Source organism: Streptococcus sp. IsoGale021, assembly GCF_031142795.1.
GTDB lineage: Bacteria > Bacillota > Bacilli > Lactobacillales > Streptococcaceae > Streptococcus > Streptococcus hominis.
In genome coordinates this window covers 1-16,131 of sequence record NZ_JAKZJH010000017.1, presented here as the reverse complement: position 1 = coordinate 16,131, position 16,131 = coordinate 1, and the positions used below count along the sequence as shown (strand labels likewise).

The window sequence follows — 16,131 nt, the reverse complement described above, 5'->3', positions numbered from 1 at the left end:
TAATCAAAAACGGGAAGTTCAAGATAAAACTTCCCGTTTTTGATTGTCATTCTTTAGAGGTGTGGCGTTTTCCAGCATTGATAGCGTCGGCCTCGGTCATGGTGACTACTCTGTCAAACCGTGTATTGCGTGGCATATTATCTAAGCTGTACCAATAAACATCAGCAGTTCCGTTACGAGCTACATAAACGGTTCGTTCCTGCTGTTGAGCTTCTTGTGCTGCCGCAGCCTCTTGTTGTTGCTGCGCTTGAGCGGCAGCTGCTTCTTCTTGTTTTCGTTTTTCTTCTGCTTGTCTAGCTATTTCTTGTTCTTTTGCTGTTTTTTCTGCGGACTCTTTTTCTTGCTTAGCTTTTTCCGCTTCCTTTTTCTTCTTTTCCTCTGCGGCTTTCTCCTTCTTTGTCTGTTCCTCTTGTTTACCTAGAGCAATATATTGCTCGTTTTCTTTTTTGTAGGAGTCAAACTCATTTTTTAATGTTTTGTAGTCTTTTTCCGTCTCTTCATTTCTTTTTGTTAATTTTTGAATCTGTACCTTATATTCTTTCTCGTCTTTTTGCTGGGTTCCCATGGCAGAAAACGATCCCAATAAAAGAACGACTAGCGTTAGAATAGCGATATTCTTTTTGTCTTTAAAAAAGGTAACAGAAAAAAATCTTTTCATCATAATTCTCCTTAAAATGATAACGTTTACAATTTATTGTATAAAATTTCTAGAGAGAAGTAAATAGGATAACGGATTATTATATGTTTTCGTGAGGAAGGTCCTATCTTTTGTTATTTCTTAAAACATGGTATAATGAAGTATTAAGAATTCAGGAGGGAAGCAGATGCGTTGTCCTAAGTGTGGTGGTAGTAAATCAAGTGTTATTGACAGTCGGCAAGCAGAAGATGGTAATACAATTCGTCGTCGTCGTGAGTGTGATGAATGTCAGTATCGCTTTACGACTTATGAACGTGTAGAAGAACGGACGCTCGTTGTCGTTAAAAAAGATGGCACGCGGGAACAATTTTCAAGAGACAAGATCTTTAATGGAATCATTCGTTCGGCGCAAAAACGTCCTGTTTCTAGTGATGAGATTGAGGAAATTGTCAGCAGAATTGAGCAAAAAGTGCGCAGCAGCAATGAAAACGAGATCGCAAGCGAGTATATCGGTGGTTTAGTAATGGAAGAGTTAGCGGATTTAGATGAAATTACTTATGTTCGTTTTGCTAGTGTTTATCGTAGCTTTAAAGATGTGAGCGAGCTGGAAAACCTCTTGAAACAGATTACAAAAACAGCGAAAAAGAAAAAGGAACAATAGATGAAACCGAATGATCAATTTTCTTTTGTGAAGAATAATCTGATTAGCCAGGACAGCACCAATTTGATTCGTCTGTATTTGCCAATTTTAGGGCTTGAAGCGACCTCTATCTATCAGTATTTGCTTGCTTTTTGGGACAACGGGAAATCATCTTACACCTTTGGGCACATTTTGAATCATCTCAATCTGGGGATGAATGCCTTGCAAAAAAGTTTAGAAATGTTGTCTGCTATGCAGTTAGTAGAGCTTTATCATACGGAGAATCATTTTCAGGTCTATTTGCAGCCCACACTATCGTCTGGTGAATTTTTAAGCAATCCTGTTTACAAGCGCCTGCTAGAAAAGAAGATTGGTGAAGCTGCGGTAGAGGCTTTGTTACCTAGTCACCCAAATGGTGAGAAGCAAGATGTGAAGCTGTCAGAGATTTTTCAAGTGGAAGATGCAAAGGCAGAGACGCAATCAAAACAGAATCATTTTGACTTGGATTACTTTAAACAATTGATGGCGCGAGAAAACTTGCGTTTTGAAAACGAAAAAGAAGATTTGCTGGTACTTTTTGCTATTTCAGAGCAACAAAATTGGACTTGGTATGAGACCTACTTGTTGGCTAAGGAGACGGCTGTCGGTCATGTGGTTTCAACCAAGCGAATGAAGCAAAAATTAAATCAAAAGCCTACTGCAAGCGGATTTTCTAACGCTGAACAAACGATTATTCGAGAGGCTAAGAGTAAGTCAGCCATGCAGTTTTTAGCAGAAATCAAAAAAACTAAGCATGCGACAATCACACGAGGAGAACGTCAGTGTTTGCAAGAATTGGCAAATTTGGGACTGTTAGATGAAGTGATTAATGTGATTTTGCTGTTGACTTTTAACAAAGTGGATTCGGCTAATCTCAATGAAAAATACGCTTTGAAAGTAGCAAATGATTTTTCATATCAAGAAGTGACATCAGCAGAAGAGGCAGTTTTGCGAATTCGTGAGCGAAATCAACAACCAAGCAAAAAAGCAAATCAAACGGCTACTTCAAAGAGCAATGTTCCCGACTGGAGCAATCCTGACTATAAGAATGAAACAAGTGTTGAAAAGCAGGCTGAGCTAGAGGAGCAAAAGAGAAAACTTTTAGCGAAATTAGACCAAGGAGGTGACTAGATGGAGAGTGTTGGACAAACGATGGCGCATAGGAAACAAGTTCGTCAATTTAACTATGAGGAGTTGGTGAAGCAAATCGTCGCCGATCCAGATGTGGCGGCTTTTATCCAGTCAGAAAGGTTGACACCAGCTGAAATCAAACGAAGCATTTCTAAGTTTAATCAGTATATTTCTGAGCGAAATCGTTTTTTACTAGGCGATAAGGCTTATATTGCTAAGGGATATAAGCCAATTTTAGTGAAAAATGAGGGATATGCTGACGTTTCTTATGAAGAAACTCCAGAGCTAGTTGAAGCACAGAAGCAAGCAGCTATCAATGCGCGCTTAAACCTGATTAGTCTTCCGGCTAGTCTCAAGGAAGCTAGTTTGGCAAAAGTGGATTTAGACGATGTTGGTCGTTACAAGGCTTTTGAGTTGCTGACGAATTTTGTGGCAGATTATCCAAACTATAAAAAAGCGATTTATCTCTATGGTGATTTTGGCGTGGGTAAAAGTTACATGATGGCTGCCTTAGCACATGATTTGTCGGAAAAACGCAGTGTTTCCACGACCTTGCTTCATTATCCTAGTTTTGTGTTGGATGTAAAGAATGCCATTTCTTCCGGTTTGGTGAAGGAAAAGATTGATGAAGTAAAAGTAGCACAAGTCTTGATTTTGGATGATATTGGTGCGGAGCAATCAAGTCCTTGGATGCGAGATGAGATTTTGCAGGTTATTTTGCAGCATCGGATGCAGGAAAATTTGCCAACTTTCTTTACATCAAATTTTAATTTTGCGGATTTGGAACGCCATTTTGCTACATCCAAAAACGGAGATGAAACTTGGCAGGCTCGTCGGGTCATGGAAAGAATAAAATTCTTAGCAGAGGAAGTGCGTCTGGAAGGAGAAAATCGCCGATGAATGAAACGATTGATTTGATGAAAAAACATACTTCTGTTCGTCGTTTTACAGAGGAGCAAATTTCAGATGAGGATTTGAAAGCGATTATTGATGCTGGTCGAGCAGCCTCCAGCTGGAAGAATTTCCAGTCTTATTCGATTATCGTTGTTCGTAGTCAGGAAAAGAAAGCAGCCTTGTTTGATTTGGTGCCTCAGGAGGCTATTCGTCAGTCGTCCGTTTTTCTTCTTTTTATCGGAGACCTCAATCGAGCTGAGAAAGGTGTGCGACTTCACACAAATGCCTTTTACCCACAAGGAGTGGAGAATCTTCTGATTAGTTCTGTTGACGCTAGTCTGGTTGCGCAGAATACTCTTTTGGCGGCTGAAAGTCTGGGATATGGCGGGGTCATCATTGGCTTGATTCGCTATGCTTCTAGGGAAATAGCAGAGCTGTTTAATTTACCAGATTATACGTATCCTATTTTTGGAATGGCTTTGGGAAAGCCAGCCCAGCACCATGCTGTTAAACCACGCCTGCCGTATGAAACAGTCGTTTTTGAGGAAGATTATCAAGAACAGGATGCGTCTGTTATTCAGGCTTATGATCAGATTCAGGCAGACTATGCTGGAGATCGAGCAACTGATACATGGAGCGAGCGGTTGACGAATCAATTTGCTCAAAAGCCCAATCCTGCTAGCCAGAATCTATTACAAGACAAGAAATTATTATAAAGTAAAGGAAGTGAGACAAAAAACAGTCATTTCGAAGCAATTCGATTTTGTTGTTTCACCCCGCACAGCTCGAAAGGTTTGGGGAATCTTTCAAAGTTGGAAATAGTCAAGTGAAACTTGGCGTCAAAAGAGTTGTAAAAGCTGATTTATCAGCACATTAGCCCCCACTTAGCAGTGATTGATTGGCACTAAGGTGCTAATCAATTGTGCATGGGGAATTCTAAATTGACTAAAGTCAACAGAGTTTCTCCAAACCGCTGCGTCCTGTAATTATAACTACATAAACAAGTGAAGCTGAGCATTTTGTCCCAGCTTCTTGGAATAGAAAGAGGAACACTATGGCTTTACCAACCATTGCCATTGTCGGCCGTCCTAATGTCGGCAAATCAACATTTTTTAATCGGATTGCTGGGGAGCGGATTTCGATTGTTGAGGATGTTGAAGGAGTAACCAGAGACCGTATTTATGCAACGGCTGAGTGGCTGAATCGCAAGTTTAGCATGATTGATACGGGCGGGATTGATGACGTAGATGCGCCTTTTATGGAACAAGTCAAGCACCAAGCAGAGATTGCTATGGATGAGGCTGATGTCATCGTTTTTGTGGTGTCTGGAAAAGAAGGTATTACAGATGCGGATGAATATGTGGCTCGTATGCTCTACAAGACCCACAAGCCGATTATTCTAGCGGTTAATAAAGTAGATAACCCAGAGATGCGTAGTGAAATTTTTGATTTTTATGCGCTTGGCTTGGGTGACCCTTATCCTGTTTCTTCCGTTCATGGGATTGGCACGGGGGATATTTTAGATGCCATTGTTGAAAATCTCCCTAATGAAGAAGCCGTTGAAAATCCAGACATGATTAAATTCAGCCTTATTGGTCGTCCCAATGTCGGTAAGTCTAGCCTAATCAATGCGATTCTGGGAGAAGACCGTGTGATTGCTAGTCCTGTGGCTGGTACTACTCGTGATGCGATTGATACGGTCTTTACGGACAATGAGGGACAAGAATTTACCATGATTGATACAGCAGGTATGCGCAAGTCAGGCAAGGTCTATGAAAATACAGAGAAGTATTCTGTTATGCGAGCTATGCGAGCCATTGACCGTTCCGATGTAGTACTCATGGTGCTCAATGCTGAAGAGGGGATTCGCGAGTATGATAAGCGGATTGCTGGTTTTGCTCATGAAGCAGGTAAAGGAATTATTATCGTTGTTAACAAGTGGGATACGCTGGAAAAGGATAACAAGACCATGCAAAATTGGGAAGCCGATATTCGCGACCAATTTCAGTATCTCTCTTATGCACCGATTGTCTTTGTATCAGCTCTGACTAAGCAACGTTTGCATCAATTACCAGACATGATTAAGAGAATTAGTCAAAGCCAAAATACCCGCATACCGTCTGCAGTACTCAATGATGTCATCATGGATGCCATTGCAATCAATCCAACACCGACTGACAAAGGCAAACGGCTGAAAATCTTCTATGCGACACAAGTTGCGACAAAACCGCCAACCTTTGTCATCTTTGTCAATGAAGAAGAGCTCATGCACTTTTCTTATATGCGTTTCCTAGAAAATCAAATCCGCAAGGCTTTCGTATTTGAAGGGACACCAATTCATCTCATTGCCAGAAAGCGGAAGTAGGGCGGAGCTAGCTAAATAAGGCTGAACATAAAAATAGTAGAAGTGGTACAGTACAAGATAACTAGTCTAATGTACTTATGTGAGAAAGAAATATGAATTGGATAAATATTGCTAAAGTGGTGCTCATTGGAATGGCAAGTGCAGCTTATGTGAATATTCACTATGATGATAGAAAGTACAAACCGTTTGGTTTTCGCTATTGGTTATCACTTTTTAGTCTGATAGTTGTAGGAATTGCACATCTTTTCTTGGCTGCTATAACATTGGGAGTCATTTGGCTTATGATAACAAAATTCTCTATACTTTTACTGGGAATTTGGCTCCTTTTAGTATTCTTAGTAATAGGAAATACAATATTGCTAGTCGGTTTTATGAAAGTGTTGATTGCACGCACTAAGCACTATAAAAAGCTCAACAAGGACATTTTCTAAAAGAAAGCGAGGCGAACCTTGCTTTTTTTCTTTATACTGAAAATATGGTATAATGAATAGATAAAATAAAGGTGGTACTTATGGCAAAATTGATTCCTGGGAAGATTCGGACAGAAGGAATTGCTCTTTACGAAGCAGGGAAAATTGAAATTCTCAAAGTGAAAGATCAGATGATTTACAGCCGAGTGGAGAATCACAATCTGCGATATAGCTTGGATGATGAAGCCATTTTTTGCGCCTGTGATTTTTTTCAAAAAAAGAAATACTGTGCTCATCTAGCAGGCTTAGAATATTTTCTAAAAAATGATCCTGAAGGGAAAGTCGTTTTGGCAAATCTAGAAGAGGAGCAGACAACTTCAGAAGAAACTCAAACGAAGGTCTCATTTGGCAGTCTCTTCTTGGATAAAATCCTCCAGACAGAAGATGTGGCCGTTCGCTATGAACTGTCTGCTGTCGGGCAAGAAGATGATTATACAGGACAATTTTTGTGGACCTTGCGTATCAGTCGTTTACCAGATGAGCGCTCTTATGTTATCCGGGATATTCGTGCTTTTTTAAAGATTGTTGAAAAAGGCGATTATTATCAAATCGGCAAGCACTATTATGAAAAAATGCAATTAGCCGCTTTCGATGAAGCTAGCCAAGAGGTGATTCAGTTTTTACGAGGACTTGTTTCTTATCAGCAGGATCAAGATGCTTCTTTTATCTTGCCAAATGCAGCTAGACATCTTTATTTTCCGTCTAGTCTGTTTGAAGAAGGCGTGAATCGGCTTGTGAATTTGCCGCATTTCCGCTTAGAATACAGTCTTTATGACTATGACAAAGTCTTTTTTCAAGATTTGCATGCTGAAGTAGGCATCTATGATTTTACAGTAGAGGAAAATTCGGATTATTTTGAGCTCATCATTACAGAGCAAAATTATAAAATCTTATATGGTGGTGACTTTATTTTTTATGGAGATCATTTTTATCAACTGACGGAGCAACAAAAGCGGATGATTCAGGTGATTCGAGAATTACCTGTGGATGCCGATCGCAAAAAACGCCTTCAATTTGATACAAGCGATCAAGCCAAACTGGCTTCAGGACTATTAGAATTTGGTAAAGTCGGTTCTATTCAAGCACCAGAAAGTTTGGTGATTCATACTTTTACTCCGCTGTTTGATTTCGAATTATTGGATACTCAGGAAATTCGTCTCAAAATCCAGTTTGACTATGGAAATTGTGTTGTGGATACTCGTCTTGAGTTGGAAGAATTGCCATTTGCCAGCGATTTCCAGTTAGAACAAAAGGTTTTTCAACAAGCTCTGTCTGCTGGTTTTGAAGCAGATTTCACAAGCACCCGTCCGCCATTGCAACCACAAGAAATCTACTCCTTTTTCACAGTGGCTCTGCCTCATTTTAGACGCTTGGGAAAGGTATCTGTGGCAGAAAACCTGACAGTCTTGTACCAAGTGGAAAGACCAGCAGTTTCTGTTCAGACAAATGGTGGCTTGTTGGATATCGGGTTTGACTTTACAAGTATTGACCAGACAGAAGTGGACGATGCGTTAGAAGCTCTTTTTTCGGCTAATGATTATTTCATTAGTCGCTCTGGTAAGGTGCTCGTTTTTGATGAAGAAACAAAAAGAGTCAGCAAAACCTTACAGGATTTACGAGCTAAAAAAGGAAAAGACGGCATTTTCCAAACGCAGCGGATTGCTGCTTATCAGCTATCTGAATTGTTTAAAGACCAAGAAAAAGTTAGCTTTTCAGAGGAGTTCCGCCATTTAGCCTTTGACTTGACGCATCCAGAGGAGTTTGCGCTATCGACGTTAAAAGTGGAAGCAACTTTGCGTGATTACCAAGAAATGGGTGTCAAATGGATGTCTATGCTTCATCATTACGGATTTGGTGGTATTTTAGCAGATGATATGGGGTTGGGAAAAACCCTTCAAACCATTGCCTTTTTAAGTAATCAGCTAAAAAAAGAGACCAATGTTTTGATTTTGGCTCCGTCTAGTTTGATTTACAATTGGCTGGATGAGTTTGCGAAATTTGCACCAGAAATGGATGTAGCGGTCATTTATGGATTAAAACCAGTTAGAGATAACTTGATTGCAGAAGGTCATCAGGTGATGATTACAAGTTATGCTTCTTTCCGTCAAGATGTTGAAGAATATAGTCAATTGAACTTCGATTATCTCTTTTTAGATGAAGCGCAGGTCATGAAAAATGCGCAGACCAAGATTGCTCATCATCTACGAAATTTTGAGGTCAAAAATACCTTTGCTCTTTCTGGAACACCGATTGAAAATAACCTCGGCGAATTATGGTCTATTTTTCAAATTGTTTTACCAGGATTATTACCTAGCAAAAAGAACTTTTTGAAATTGCCTGCAGAAACTGTCGCTCGTTTTATCAAACCATTTGTCATGCGGCGAAAGAAAGAAGATGTCTTGCAAGAATTGCCAGATCTTATCGAAGTGTCTTATCGCAATGAACTGGCAGATAGTCAAAAGGCTATCTACCTAGCGCAGCTAAAACAAATGCGGGAGCGCGTGCTTGCTTCTACAGAGGAAGAACTCAATCGCAGCAAAATGGAAATCTTATCTGGCTTGATGCGTTTACGACAAATCTGTGATACACCAGCACTCTTTATGGAAGATTATCATGGCGAGAGTGGCAAACTAGAAAGCTTGATGGAACTATTAGAGCAGATTCAGACAGGAAACCACCGTGTGCTCATTTTTTCTCAATTCCGAGGCATGCTCGATATTATCGAAAAAGAATTGAAAAAGATGAAAATGGAGACGTTTAAAATTACAGGCTCCACCCCAGCAAAAGATCGTCAAGAGATGACAAATGCTTTCAACAATGGAGAAGGAGACGCTTTTCTAATCTCCCTAAAAGCTGGTGGCGTTGGCTTAAATCTGACAGGTGCAGATACCGTTATTCTAGTTGACCTTTGGTGGAATCCAGCAGTAGAGTCTCAGGCAATTGGTCGAGCTCACCGTATGGGACAAGAAAGAAATGTAGAAGTCTATCGCCTGATTACGCGAGGCACAATTGAAGAAAAAATTCAAGAATTGCAAGAAAGCAAGCGCCATCTCGTGTCAACTATCCTAGACGGAACGGAGTCGCGCAGCAGCCTAACCGTTGCTGAAATACGAGAAATTCTAGGAATTTCTCCAGAAACACTTGAAAAATAGCATCAATAGGTTATAATGAAGTGTTGAAAGGAATGTGCTAATGAAAGAAAAATCTTTTCCATTGATTTCTGACGATGAAGTCATGCTATCAGAAATGCCGCGTATGAACCTTTATGATGAAAGCGATCTTATCAGCAATATTAATGGTGACTATGTCGATAAAAATTATTTAGAATGGGAACCAATTGTAAAGAAAATTGCAGACAGTCAAGTAAAAGAAGGACAGGCAAAGTCTTACCAAGCGACTTCAGTTGTTCAATCTGTCAAAGCCACAAAGTCTGCTTCAAAAAGTTATGCAGAATTGGCTAGAGAAGAAGCCAGAGCGGATTTGAAAAAGAAACGTTCGGCAGCTTATTTGACATCGGATTTTACTGCTAAAAAGCGCTCCTATCCTGCCGTTACGAATGGTAACACAGCTATTTCACATCAACCAACAGCATTTTTCCAAAAGGAAAATGGTAGTGAACTGGCAAAATACAGTCGGAATTTGAAACAGGATCAATATATTTTAGCAGATATCAAGACGGAGCCTTCTGTACATCAACCAAATGAATTGCCCAAAAAAGCTAAAAATAATTATGACTTTTTAAAGACAAGTCAAATTTACAATAAAAAAGAATTACAAAGCCAAAGAGAGCGCCGGATAGCGCAAGAGCTAAATTTAACACGGCTGGAAGAAAAATAATCGAACGTTGACAAGAGCCAAATATTTTTGTGTGAACTTGGTTTCACTAAATTTAACGCTCTTAGCATTTAAGGAGAAATTATGACAAAAACCTATCATTTTATCGGGATTAAAGGCTCTGGAATGAGTGCTTTAGCATTGATGCTGCATCAAATGGGACATCACGTTCAGGGAAGCGATGTGGAGAAATATTATTTTACACAACGTGGCTTAGAACAAGCAGGGATTAAAATCCTGCCTTTTGACGAAAAAAATCTTCAAGCAGATGTAGAAGTCATTGCGGGAAATGCTTTCCGTCCAGATAATAATATTGAAATTGCCTACGCTGATGCCAATGGAATTTCTTATAAGCGCTACCATGAATTCCTTGGGACCTTTATGCGTGATTTTGTCAGCATGGGAGTGGCAGGGGCACATGGAAAGACATCAACGACGGGTATGTTAGCACACGTTTTGTCAAACATTACGGATACCAGTTATCTGATTGGTGATGGGACGGGGCGCGGCTCTGCAAATGCGAAATACTTTGCATTTGAAGCAGATGAATATGAACGTCATTTCATGCCTTATCATCCTGAATATTCAATTATCACGAATATTGACTTCGACCACCCAGATTATTTCACCAGCTTAGAAGATGTTTTCAATGCTTTTAATGATTATGCTAAGCAGGTTAGCAAAGGGTTATTTGTTTACGGTGAAGACAAAGAATTGCGCCGAGTCACAGCTAACGCTCCTATTTATTACTATGGCTTTAAGGAAGGTAATGACTTTATCGCTCATGATTTACTTCGTTCTACAACGGGTTCTAGCTTTAAAGTTTCTTTCCGTGGGCAAGAATTAGGAGAATTTAAGATTCCTAGCTTTGGTCGCCACAATATCATGAATGCAACAGCAGTCATTGGGCTCTTATACACAGCTGGATTTGACTTAAATTTAGTTCGGGAGCATTTAGTCACTTTTGGTGGTGTGAAACGCCGTTTTACTGAAAAAGTGGTTAATGGGACAACAATAATTGATGATTTTGCGCATCATCCAACTGAAATTATTGCGACTTTGGATGCAGCTCGCCAGAAATATCCAAGTAAAGAAATTGTTGCGATTTTCCAACCCCATACCTTTACTAGAACCATTGCACTTTTGGACGAATTTGCCGAAGCCTTGAACCAAGCCGATGCTGTTTATTTGGCGCAAATCTATGGTTCTGCGCGTGAGGTGGATCATGGAGATGTCAAAGTAGAAGATTTGGCTGAAAAAATTATCAAAAAGGCAGAAATTATTACTGTTGACAATGTTTCGCCATTGTTAGAACACCCAAATGCTGTTTATGTTTTCATGGGAGCTGGGGATATTCAGACTTATGAATATTCTTTTGAACGTTTGCTATCTAATTTGACAAGCAATGTCCAGTAACCTAATACCACAAGTCACACAAGTTACCCTTCGAGAAGCTGCTTCGGAAGATTGGGAGACAATCGTTGCGATTGAGGAGGCGAATTTCTCCACAGAAGCAGCTGGTGCAGAAACGCTCCAAAAATGGATTGAACAGGGTCAAACGAACTTTTTAATAGCAGAATTAAATGAGAAAATAGCTGGCTACATTGTAGGGTCAGCCGTTTTTTCACGTCATTTGACAAATGAAATGATAGATAATTCGTCAAAACAGCAGCAAGATTCTGATTTTATGACGATTCAGCGCTTGTCCATTCATCCAGAGTTTAAAGGTCAAGGGCTGGGAACTTTGCTTTTAGCTGCTTGCAAAGAAATAGCTGTCGCACGAAATCAGAAAGGTCTTCAGCTGGTTTGTTCAGATGAGTTGATTTCTTACTACGAAATGAATGCTTTCATAAACGAAGGAATTTCTGAAAGGGTAGATAGCCATGCTATTTTATATGAACTTGTTTGGGATAATCCATATTTTAAGGAGGAACAATGAAGATTAGACAGGCAAATTTAGCAGATTTGGATGCTATTACAACTATTGAATGGGAAAACTTTGGACCAGAAGAAGCTCTGAGTCGAGATATTTTAGAAGCCCATATCCAAAAACTAACAACCAGTTTCTTAGTCGCTGAACGAGACGGTCAGATTTTAGGCTACCTTGAAGGACCTGTTCGTCCTGAGCGCCATTTAGTAGACCAATCCTTTACTTCTGAGGTAGAAGATTATAGTCATTTGACAGAGCATTATATTTCGTTGACCAGTTTATCTATTGCTAAAAATGCTCAAAATATGGGGTTAGGTCGAAGTTTGTTAAATGCAATGAAGGATATTGCTGTTCGCGACCAGCGTTTGGGAATCAACTTAACTTGTCATGATTATTTGGTAGCTTACTACGAAAAACATGGTTTTATCAATGAGGGTGTATCCCAATCTACCTATGCAGGTGAAGTTTGGTATGATATGCTTTGGAAAACTCCCAATAGTGGAGAAAAGAATTGATTATTCTGTAGAATGCTTGAAAGAAAGGCATTCTCTTATTGCTTTTCTTTACCTTTTAAGATATAATAGTAGGGATATTGAACAAGGAGGTCAACTATTTGGCTGAAGATTCACAAGAAAAAGAAGGGCTGAGTTTTAAAGAGCAGATTCTGTGCGACTTGGCAAAAGCAAAGGGAACTGAACAACCAAAACCTGTAGAAGAATCTAATGACTTGCAGGAAAAGTTAGGTTTGGGTCAATCTGTGCTTCCTTCTGCACAGGAAGAGGAGAAAACAACTGCTTCTGAAACGGATATACCAAAAGTTCAAAAAGAAGAAAGTGGCGAACCAGAGCCAGCTCCTTTAGAAAGTCCCCTTCCAACCGTTGAACAAATAGAAGCCGAAACGGCAGCTAGGGAAGAGAAAGAGTTTAATACTCATACAACGAAAGTTCCTGTTTCTTATCCAACCAATCAAGCGGTTGAAGAAAGTAAAGCTCCGGAAGAATTGGTTCAACCTGCAGTTTACGGAACAGAGCAAGACACAAAGAAACTTTCTCGTTCAAATCGGACTGCTCAAACGATTAACACGAAGAAGCGTCAAAACAAAATCGCCGGAAAAATCGTCAAAACGGTCTTAATTTTGCTACTTTTAGGGATTGGTTTAACTGGTTTCTTTGCTTATCGCTATGTTACATCAGCTTTACAACCAGTTGATGCGAAAAATACAAAGTATGTGACGGTTAAGATTCCGACTGGATCGAGCACCAAAGCAATTGGAACGGTCTTGGAAAAAGCTGGTTTGATCAAAAATGCTCAGATTTTTAGCTATTATGCTAAGTTTAATAACTATGCAGATTTTCAATCGGGTTATTATAATCTGCAAAAGAGCATGAGTTTGGATACGATTGCTAAAAAGCTACAGCAAGGTGGAACGGACACTCCGCAGGATCCCTCAATGGAAAAATTAACCATTCCAGAAGGATATACGATTGACCAAATTGCAAAAACGATTGCGAAGTTGAAGAAAAGTAAATTGTCTTCGGATACGTTCTTAAAGAAAGTGCAAGATGATAATTTTATCACTCAGGAAGTTGCAAAATATCCAAATTTATTAGGCAACTTAGCGAAAAAAGAGAGCGGTGTTAAGTATCGCTTAGAAGGTTATCTTTTCCCTGCTACTTACAATGTGACCGATAGCACAACATCTGAAACGCTCATTGACCAAATGTTAGCAGCAATGGATAAAACCATGTCGCAATATTATGATGTTTTAGCCTCAAAGAACTTGACTGTGCATGATGTTTTGACAATTGCGTCCTTGGTTGAAAAAGAAGGTTCAACAGATCAAGACCGAAAAAACATTGCAAGTGTCTTTTACAATCGTTTAAATCAAAACATGCCTTTGCAAAGTAATATTGCAATTTTGTATGCTCAAGGGAAGCTTGGTCAAAAGACAACCCTAGCAGAAGACGCTGCGATTGATACTAATATTGATTCGCCTTACAATGTCTATAAAAATACCGGTTTAATGCCTGGTCCTGTAGATAATCCTAGTCTTTCTGCTATTGAAGCGACTGTTAATCCAGCTAAAACGGATTATCTTTACTTCGTAGCTAATACAGAAACAGGAAATGTTTATTTCGCAAATACCTATGAAGAACATGAAAAAAATGTTCAAGAACATGTTAATAGTAAATTGACACAATCAAGTAGTTCGAATTAAAGAAGTGGGACAAAATCGTAACTCCTAGAACTTGATTTTGTTCTACTTCTGAGCAATGATGTATAAGTCTAAAAAATTGCTACAAGAGTATTTTAGACTAGACGAAGAATGCACTTTGCAAAGCAAGCGAATATTAAAAAGAAGCTGGGACGAAAGTCTCCAGCTTCAAAGTATAAAGTATATAGCTATAATATAATATAATAAACCAACGACGCGCAGTTACTGATTGCTCAAAGCATTGCTTTGAAGTGGCGGATAGAACTTGTAAAGCAAATCTCAAAGCTGTTTGCTTTTCAAGCTCGGAAGAACACTTTTGACAAAAAATTGTTTTCTTTATCCACCACCTCAACAGTCTCCCAGACTGTTAAGCAACCCTGCGGGGGTGAGACTATGAACTTAAAATTTTCAAGCTGAGTTCTGTCCCACTCCCTCTTTGTTTTAAAAATAGAAAGAAGAAAAAATAATGGCAGAAAAAACTTATCCTATGACCCTTGAAGAAAAGGAAAAACTTGAAAAAGAATTAGAAGAACTAAAATTAGTTCGTCGTCCAGAAGTGGTAGAACGTATTAAAATTGCTCGCTCTTATGGTGACTTATCAGAAAACAGTGAGTATGAAGCAGCCAAAGATGAGCAGGCTTTTGTTGAAGGTCAAATCTCAAGTCTGGAAACTAAGATTCGCTATGCTGAAATTGTAAATAGCGATGCAGTGGCGCAAGATGAAGTCGCTATTGGTAAGACTGTTACAATTCAAGAAGTTGGCGAAACGGACGAAGAAGTCTATATGATTGTTGGTGCAGCAGGAGCAGATGCTTTTGCAGGAAAAGTTTCTAATGAAAGTCCTATTGGACAAGCTCTAATTGGCAAGAAAACAGGCGATACAGCTACAGTTGAAACACCTGTGGGCAGTTATGATGTAAAAATCCTAAAAGTCGAAAAAACGGCATAATTAAAAATGCGTAAGATGAGCCCCCGTGATTGTAATAGTACCACGGGGGTTGTCTCTGCAAAACATAGAGGAGAGAAGTATGGCTCGTAAGTCTCAAGTAATTTTAACCAATATGTGTCTGATTGAAGATGATCAGAAGCGCATTGTTATGCAGATTCGTGATCCCAAGATGTATTCTTGGTCAGGAGCAGCTCTACCTGGCGGGCATATAGAAGAAAAAGAGAGTCTCCACCAAGCAGTCGTGCGTGAAATTTATGAAGAAACGGGACTAACAATCCATCATCCTAGACTGGTTGGTATGAAACATTGGTACACGGCAGAAGGAATTCGTTATCTGGTCTTTCTTTATCGCACAAATGAATTTTCAGGACATCTTCGTTCATCAGAAGAAGGTGAAGTTAAGTGGGTCGCACGTGAAGAGTTGGACACTCTCGAATTGGCTTATGATTTAAAAAATTTGCTACGTATTTTTGATGACAAATCGTTGTCAGAATTGTTTTATAGTGAACGCTTAGAAAATGATTTTGTTCGCGAATTTTGGTAATTTTATTTTGAAATGAGAATATTCTGTCGTTCAAGTTGATGTTTGAAGTTTACTGTTTTATCGGAACACGAAATATTCCTACATGTAATTATTTGAATCATTTTATAAATTTTCTTTGCCCCAATCGTTGATTTGTAGTAGTAATATTAGCAAATCTTGTCCTTTATTAGTCAGAGAATACTGGGTGTGGAGCGGCCATGTTTTAAAGTCTTCTCTAGCGATAAGCTTGTGCTGTATTAGGTCGTCTAAAGAGCGAATTAGCATAGTTTTTGTGATGCCTTCTACTTCACGTTGTAATTAGTTAAAACGTATCGGTTCGTGCTTCGAAATGCTCCAAAAGATCTGGAGTTTCCATTTTCCTGAAAGAGCATCCATGACGCTAGTTAAACCGCAGTTCCAATTTGGTTTTGTTTGCACAGTCTTTCTCCTTTTAAGTAGGTCACAAAAAAGTGCCTACTATTTTTCTCTTGCTAATTTTATTAT

Annotated in this window: 15 protein-coding genes and 1 pseudogene; 14 read left to right on the top strand and 2 right to left on the bottom strand. The window is 39.3% G+C overall.

The genetic code is table 11. The features are described from left to right. Positions 1-46 precede the first annotated feature (46 nt). Positions 47-658 carry a hypothetical protein gene (locus tag RG565_RS08840; protein ID WP_247937533.1) on the bottom strand — a complete coding sequence of 204 codons (612 nt, stop codon included), beginning with the start codon at positions 656-658 and terminating at the stop codon, positions 47-49. Positions 659-824: 166 nt separating this feature from the next. On the opposite strand from RG565_RS08840, the gene nrdR reads away from it, so the two are divergent. From nrdR to RG565_RS08770, 14 genes are all read left to right on the top strand, one after another. Then, positions 825-1,298 (top strand): transcriptional regulator NrdR, encoded by a 474-nt coding sequence (gene nrdR / locus RG565_RS08835; protein ID WP_003029936.1) that lies wholly within the window; start codon positions 825-827, stop codon positions 1,296-1,298. After that, positions 1,299-2,447, top strand: coding sequence for a DNA helicase (locus tag RG565_RS08830; RefSeq protein ID WP_247937524.1), 1,149 nt, complete (start codon positions 1,299-1,301; stop codon positions 2,445-2,447). Continuing rightward, positions 2,448-3,347, top strand: coding sequence for a primosomal protein DnaI (gene dnaI, locus RG565_RS08825; protein ID WP_247937525.1), 900 nt, complete (start codon positions 2,448-2,450; stop codon positions 3,345-3,347). Beyond that, a complete protein-coding gene (locus tag RG565_RS08820) occupies positions 3,344-4,057 on the top strand; it encodes an NADPH-dependent oxidoreductase (protein ID WP_247937526.1) in 714 nt (237 codons plus the stop codon). The genes dnaI and RG565_RS08820 overlap by 4 nt, the downstream gene beginning before the upstream one ends. A gap of 338 nt (positions 4,058-4,395) precedes the next feature. After that, positions 4,396-5,706 (top strand): ribosome biogenesis GTPase Der, encoded by a 1,311-nt coding sequence (gene der / locus RG565_RS08815; protein ID WP_247937527.1) that lies wholly within the window; start codon positions 4,396-4,398, stop codon positions 5,704-5,706. A 92-nt stretch (positions 5,707-5,798) separates the two neighbouring features. Then, a complete protein-coding gene (locus RG565_RS08810; protein ID WP_003029943.1) occupies positions 5,799-6,137 on the top strand; it encodes a hypothetical protein in 339 nt (112 codons plus the stop codon). 80 nt (positions 6,138-6,217) lie between these two features. Further along, on the top strand, positions 6,218-9,328 hold the full coding sequence (locus tag RG565_RS08805) for a DEAD/DEAH box helicase (RefSeq protein WP_247937528.1): 3,111 nt from the start codon (positions 6,218-6,220) through the stop codon (positions 9,326-9,328). Between the two features lie 40 nt (positions 9,329-9,368). Continuing rightward, positions 9,369-10,013 (top strand): cystathionine gamma-synthase, encoded by a 645-nt coding sequence (locus tag RG565_RS08800; RefSeq protein ID WP_247937529.1) that lies wholly within the window; start codon positions 9,369-9,371, stop codon positions 10,011-10,013. Between the two features lie 81 nt (positions 10,014-10,094). Further along, positions 10,095-11,426 (top strand): UDP-N-acetylmuramate--L-alanine ligase, encoded by a 1,332-nt coding sequence (murC, locus tag RG565_RS08795; RefSeq protein ID WP_247937530.1) that lies wholly within the window; start codon positions 10,095-10,097, stop codon positions 11,424-11,426. Then, the gene (locus tag RG565_RS08790) at positions 11,416-11,949 is read left to right on the top strand and encodes a GNAT family N-acetyltransferase (protein ID WP_106083585.1); all 534 of its coding nucleotides are present in this window, start codon (positions 11,416-11,418) and stop codon (positions 11,947-11,949) included. The genes murC and RG565_RS08790 overlap by 11 nt, the downstream gene beginning before the upstream one ends. Further along, positions 11,946-12,455: a GNAT family N-acetyltransferase gene (locus tag RG565_RS08785; protein ID WP_049534642.1), complete on the top strand. Its 510-nt coding sequence runs from the start codon at positions 11,946-11,948 to the stop codon at positions 12,453-12,455. The genes RG565_RS08790 and RG565_RS08785 overlap by 4 nt, the downstream gene beginning before the upstream one ends. Before the next feature lie 98 nt (positions 12,456-12,553). Beyond that, entirely contained in the window at positions 12,554-14,158 is a 1,605-nt protein-coding gene (gene mltG, locus RG565_RS08780; RefSeq protein ID WP_247937531.1) for an endolytic transglycosylase MltG, read from the top strand. Between the two features lie 463 nt (positions 14,159-14,621). Next, positions 14,622-15,104 carry a transcription elongation factor GreA gene (gene greA, locus RG565_RS08775; RefSeq protein WP_003029952.1) on the top strand — a complete coding sequence of 161 codons (483 nt, stop codon included), beginning with the start codon at positions 14,622-14,624 and terminating at the stop codon, positions 15,102-15,104. A gap of 79 nt (positions 15,105-15,183) precedes the next feature. Beyond that, positions 15,184-15,648, top strand: coding sequence for an 8-oxo-dGTP diphosphatase (locus tag RG565_RS08770; protein WP_247937532.1), 465 nt, complete (start codon positions 15,184-15,186; stop codon positions 15,646-15,648). 102 nt (positions 15,649-15,750) lie between these two features. Here RG565_RS08770 and RG565_RS08765 read toward each other — a convergent pair. Further along, positions 15,751-16,065, bottom strand: a pseudogene (locus RG565_RS08765) (winged helix-turn-helix transcriptional regulator). Positions 16,066-16,131: the final 66 nt, after the last annotated feature.

Excerpts from the sequence above, each read along its gene's own strand:
- RG565_RS08840 (WP_247937533.1), bottom strand. The coding sequence starts at position 658 with ATGAAAAGATTTTTTTCTGTTACCTTTTTTAAAGACAAAAAGAATATC.
- nrdR (WP_003029936.1), top strand. The coding sequence starts at position 825 with ATGCGTTGTCCTAAGTGTGGTGGTAGTAAATCAAGTGTTATTGACAGT.
- RG565_RS08830 (WP_247937524.1), top strand. The coding sequence starts at position 1,299 with ATGAAACCGAATGATCAATTTTCTTTTGTGAAGAATAATCTGATTAGC.
- dnaI (WP_247937525.1), top strand. The coding sequence starts at position 2,448 with ATGGAGAGTGTTGGACAAACGATGGCGCATAGGAAACAAGTTCGTCAA.
- RG565_RS08820 (WP_247937526.1), top strand. The coding sequence starts at position 3,344 with ATGAATGAAACGATTGATTTGATGAAAAAACATACTTCTGTTCGTCGT.
- der (WP_247937527.1), top strand. The coding sequence starts at position 4,396 with ATGGCTTTACCAACCATTGCCATTGTCGGCCGTCCTAATGTCGGCAAA.
- RG565_RS08810 (WP_003029943.1), top strand. The coding sequence starts at position 5,799 with ATGAATTGGATAAATATTGCTAAAGTGGTGCTCATTGGAATGGCAAGT.
- RG565_RS08805 (WP_247937528.1), top strand. The coding sequence starts at position 6,218 with ATGGCAAAATTGATTCCTGGGAAGATTCGGACAGAAGGAATTGCTCTT.
- RG565_RS08800 (WP_247937529.1), top strand. The coding sequence starts at position 9,369 with ATGAAAGAAAAATCTTTTCCATTGATTTCTGACGATGAAGTCATGCTA.
- murC (WP_247937530.1), top strand. The coding sequence starts at position 10,095 with ATGACAAAAACCTATCATTTTATCGGGATTAAAGGCTCTGGAATGAGT.
- RG565_RS08790 (WP_106083585.1), top strand. The coding sequence starts at position 11,416 with ATGTCCAGTAACCTAATACCACAAGTCACACAAGTTACCCTTCGAGAA.
- RG565_RS08785 (WP_049534642.1), top strand. The coding sequence starts at position 11,946 with ATGAAGATTAGACAGGCAAATTTAGCAGATTTGGATGCTATTACAACT.
- greA (WP_003029952.1), top strand. The coding sequence starts at position 14,622 with ATGGCAGAAAAAACTTATCCTATGACCCTTGAAGAAAAGGAAAAACTT.
- RG565_RS08770 (WP_247937532.1), top strand. The coding sequence starts at position 15,184 with ATGGCTCGTAAGTCTCAAGTAATTTTAACCAATATGTGTCTGATTGAA.